This window comes from Clostridium sp. RTP31139st1_H3_RTP31139_211217 (assembly GCF_040227035.1).
GTDB lineage: Bacteria > Bacillota > Clostridia > Clostridiales > Clostridiaceae > Clostridium > Clostridium saudiense.
In genome coordinates this window covers 1-4,505 of the sequence record NZ_JBCOAB010000091.1, presented here as the reverse complement: position 1 = coordinate 4,505, position 4,505 = coordinate 1, and the positions used below count along the sequence as shown (strand labels likewise).

Sequence of the window (4,505 nt, the reverse complement as noted above, 5' to 3'; positions counted from 1 at the left end):
TATAAAATTTTGAACAATTAAAAAGGAGTTGTATTCAGACTGAATTTATTAATTCAATCTGATACAGCTCCTTTTTTCTATCTTTTTTATATTTTAGCTTCCACTACTTTCATATCTACTAATACCTAAAAGCCATATTCTATAAGCTACTAACAAACTAACAACACCTATAAAACAAGTCATCACGACCCCTAAAACAAAACTTCCTTTTCCTAATAAATATGCACTTGGAAAATATCCTGTAAATGCAAAAGGAATTATAAATGTTAATACACCTCTAATCCAACCTGGATAAATCGTTATTGGATATTTAACAAATGTACTTAATTGATAAACCATGAAAAGATAGCTTTGTGCAAATTTAACCCAAAATGCTATGGAAGCAACAGCAAGTTTTATGGCTGTATAAATAAAACTTGCAAATATAATAATAATAACTAACGATATCATCTTTATAATAGTAACTTCAACGCCTAATTTAACCCATGAAAATATTAAAAGAATACTACCTATAATTATCTCACCAAAGCCATCTGGTTGAAATTTTTCAACTATAACTTGAAATAATGGATTTAATGGTCTTACTAAATACTTATCAAATTTTCCTTCAACTATAGTTTGCCAACTAAATATCCAAAGCTGATCTGTAAAAACATGATCTATTCCTCTAGGAATTTGAGCAAAACCATATATAAATAATATTTCATAAAAACTCCATCCCTTTAATGATGGTATATTATTAAATATTAACCCTATAAAAATAACTCCTATAGATTGTACAAACAAAAAACCTATAAGCCCTAAAATAAAATCCGCTCTATACTCTATCAAGGTCTTGATATATTGTTGTAAGAACTTTATATATAATTTGCAGTACTTCTTCATATATCTTACCCCCCTAAAATAGTTAAATTTTTAATCAAAGCTTTCCACATTATTTTAGAAATTATCATAAGTACTATTACCCAAAATATCTGTAATCCTAATGCTATTATAATATCTGCTCCAGTAATCTTTCCTAAATAAATCATTGTTGGAGTATAAATAGATGAACTAAATGGTAATAAGTTAATTATTGCCTGAGCCCATTCTGGAAAAAACGCTATTGGAATTAACATTCCAGACAACAAATTCACTATAGCCTGCATTATTTGTGACAACCCCCACATATTTGTTATTTTAAAAGCAACAAGGCCAAATATATAGCTAAAGTAAAAATTAATAAATATCCCTATAATAACACTAAAAAAATATAATAATATTCTTACAATACTTACATAACCAAAAAACTTATAATACAAAATTGTAGTTATAGAAAATGTAATTATAAAAATTACAATAAAATTATATAATATACTTCCTAACCCCTGAAACAACATTCTTTTTTCATAATTCAGTGGTCTAACTAAATTTATTGCAATAGAGCCATCCTTAACTTCTCTTGAAATATCATGACTGATATCAACACTTATCATAACAGAAGTAATAAATGATATAAAAATATAAATTATCATTTCATTAAATCCAAATCCATTTAGAATACTTTCATTACTACTTTCATAAATAGCTTTCCATAAATAATATGTTACAGCCAACATAAGCAAATCACCAAACATAAAGAAAAGCACATTAGCTTTATAAGATATTAATCTTTGAAAAACATTTCTAGCAAATGGAATATAAGGCTTGTATCTATTTAATTTAAACATCGATTACACCTCATTTTTATACATCTTCTTTACAATATCCTCTATACTTGTTTCTTTCACAGCAAAGTCTACCACTGTTATTTTTTTCATTACTCTACTTATTATTTCTGAAGAAGATATCTTATTTATATTAAATGTAATAAATAGTTTATTTTCTTTAAAATCTATTTTAAAATCTTTATCTTTATATATATCATCAAAGATATTTAAGCTTTCTAAAGAAATTTCCTCTTTTACTTGTATTTCTACAGTTGCTAAATACCCATACTCTTCTTTAACCCCTTTAATCTCACCATCATATATCTTCTTCCCCTTATCAATAATAATAATTCTATTGCAAAGTTCCTCAATATCATCTAAATCATGAGTAGTCAATATGATAGTTGTGCCATACTTCAAATTAATTTCCTTTATAGCTTTACGAACATTTTCTTTTACAACTACATCTAATCCTATCGTTGGTTCATCAAGATATATTACCTGTGGATTATGTATTAGTGCAGCTGCTAAATCTGCCCTCATTCTCTGACCTAAAGATAAAGTTCTAACAGGACTTAAAAAGAACTCCTCTAATCCTAACACTTCCTTTAAGAATCTCATTCTCTCTTCAAAATCCGCATCACTTACATCATATATATCCTTTAATAATGAAAAGGTCTCTGATATAGGTAGATCCCACCATAACTGAGTCTTTTGACCAAAAACAACCCCAATATTTTTTGCATTCTCTTCTCTATTTTCATAAGGCACTAAATTATTAACATAAACCCTTCCACTTGTAGGTGTTAAAATACCAGTCATCATTTTTATAGTCGTTGATTTTCCTGCTCCATTTGCTCCAATATATCCAACGATTTCTCCATCATTTATTTCAAAACTAATGTCATCCACAGCTTTTTTAGTTATATATTCTGTAGAAAAAAAAGATTTAATAGCACCTTTAAACCCAGGATATTTTTTATTACTTTTAAATTCTTTGCTTAAATTCTCAACCCGTATCATAAACTCACCTTTCTTCATCATTTCATATAAATTTTATACTACTTCTTTTATAATTTCTGTAGTATTTATTAATTTTGTTTTATTTTACAATATTTTTGTAATATTTAACGATAAAAAGACTAAAGTCTATCATTGGACTTTAGTCTTTTATTTCCTTATATACTAACTATTATTTTATTTCTAATGTTTCTTGTGCTTTATTCCAAGAGTTATTTAATTTATCTACTTCTTTTTCAAACTCTTCCCTACTTCTCTTAGCTGCTAATGCAGAATCTTGAACAAAAGTTCCTCCCCATATATCAATAGAACCTTCATTTGTAATAAGATCAAATTTTCCTTCTTGTTCAACTGTTGCTGGTTCCTCTACTAATGTAGTTACTCCAGATTCTAGGAATTCCTTAATTACTGTATTGTTTGACTCTATACCTTCTTTAGCTGGAATAAATCCATTTACATCTGCATAATCAGATTTTAAAAATGCATATAAAAAATCTTTTGCCTCATCCTTATGCTTTGACTTATTACTTACAGCTAATGCCCAGTCTGGACTACATACTGAATATAAAGTACCATCTTCTGTTGGAACTGGCATAAATCCTATATCGTCTGAATTCTCAGCTAAACTTTGTACTTGAGGAATTGCCCATGTTCCTAGTATTGCCATAGCTATTTTACCATTAGCTAAATCTACTTTTGATTGTTCCCAATTTGTAGTTGCTAAATCTTCCTCAACCCATCCATTACTTACAAATTCATATAGTACATCAAGTGATTTCCCTAATGGCTTATCACTTGCAAATATATCTTTTTCATTATAAGATTCATTCTTATAATTTTGATTTCCACTTAACATCCATCCATACATAAACCATTCTTTTAATGGCCATTTATCATTAAAATTGGTTGCTAGTGGAATTATTCCTACCTCTTTAAGCTTTTCTGCCGCTTCATATAACTCATCTAAAGTTTTTGGTAACTCTTCTATTCCTGCTTCTTTAAAAGCTGCTTTATTATAAACTATACCTTCTGCACCTAACCCATACGTTAATCCATAAACTGTATATTCTCCACTTTCCTCATCATAAACAGCTTTATTTGTATTAGATTTATAATCTTTTATCTCAGAATCTGTTGATTTTCCAAGTGGTTCAAAATAAGTTGGAAGTTCAGAAACTGGTAAACTATTTGGAATTAAAAGTACATCACCATAATCACTTGAATTAAGCCTTACCTTTGTATCCCCTTCATAGTCTGTTATACCTTGCCATTCAATTTTTACATTTGGATTATTTTCTGTATATTTATCAGAAAATGCTTTTAAATCTGTATTAACAATATCTGTTCTATTTGTTAAAACTGTTAAAGTAACCTTATTATCCTTTATTTCAGTAATATTCTTATCTACTTCATCATTTCCTTGACAACCTACAAATAAACTTGTACATACTATAGTAGCTAAAACCGAACATAATCCTCTTTTCATTATATTTCCCCCTCACATTCTTAATAAAAATCTAAATGTTTAATTCTTATAACTTATTTAGATTTATATCTTTATACTAATGTATACATTTACAATTTCCAATATTTTTTAATTTTACAGTGATAATTGCTAATTATTCCGAACTTTTGCTAAAGATTGACTGAAATATTTTAATTTTTATTCATTTTAAATATTAATTAATAAAAAAAAGCAACTAAGAAAATTCTTAGTTGCTTTGGTGGCTTACCGGGGAATCGAACCCCGGACACCTTGATTAAAAGTCAAGTGCTCTACCGACTGAGCTAGTAAAC

4 protein-coding genes are annotated in these 4,505 nt (G+C 27.8%); all 4 read right to left on the bottom strand.

Annotated elements, in window-relative coordinates; all coding sequences use genetic code 11:
- Window positions 1-93 precede the first annotated feature (93 nt).
- Window positions 94-885, bottom strand: coding sequence for an ABC transporter permease (locus ABUA17_RS18425; protein WP_042396287.1), 792 nt, complete (start codon window positions 883-885; stop codon window positions 94-96).
- Between the two features lie 5 nt (window positions 886-890).
- Entirely contained in the window at window positions 891-1,709 is an 819-nt protein-coding gene (locus ABUA17_RS18420) for an ABC transporter permease (RefSeq protein WP_055276433.1), read from the bottom strand.
- Between the two features lie 3 nt (window positions 1,710-1,712).
- Entirely contained in the window at window positions 1,713-2,711 is a 999-nt protein-coding gene (locus ABUA17_RS18415) for an ABC transporter ATP-binding protein (protein WP_055291216.1), read from the bottom strand.
- Between the two features lie 169 nt (window positions 2,712-2,880).
- A complete protein-coding gene (locus tag ABUA17_RS18410; protein ID WP_055276437.1) occupies window positions 2,881-4,194 on the bottom strand; it encodes an ABC transporter substrate-binding protein in 1,314 nt (437 codons plus the stop codon).
- Window positions 4,195-4,505: the final 311 nt, after the last annotated feature.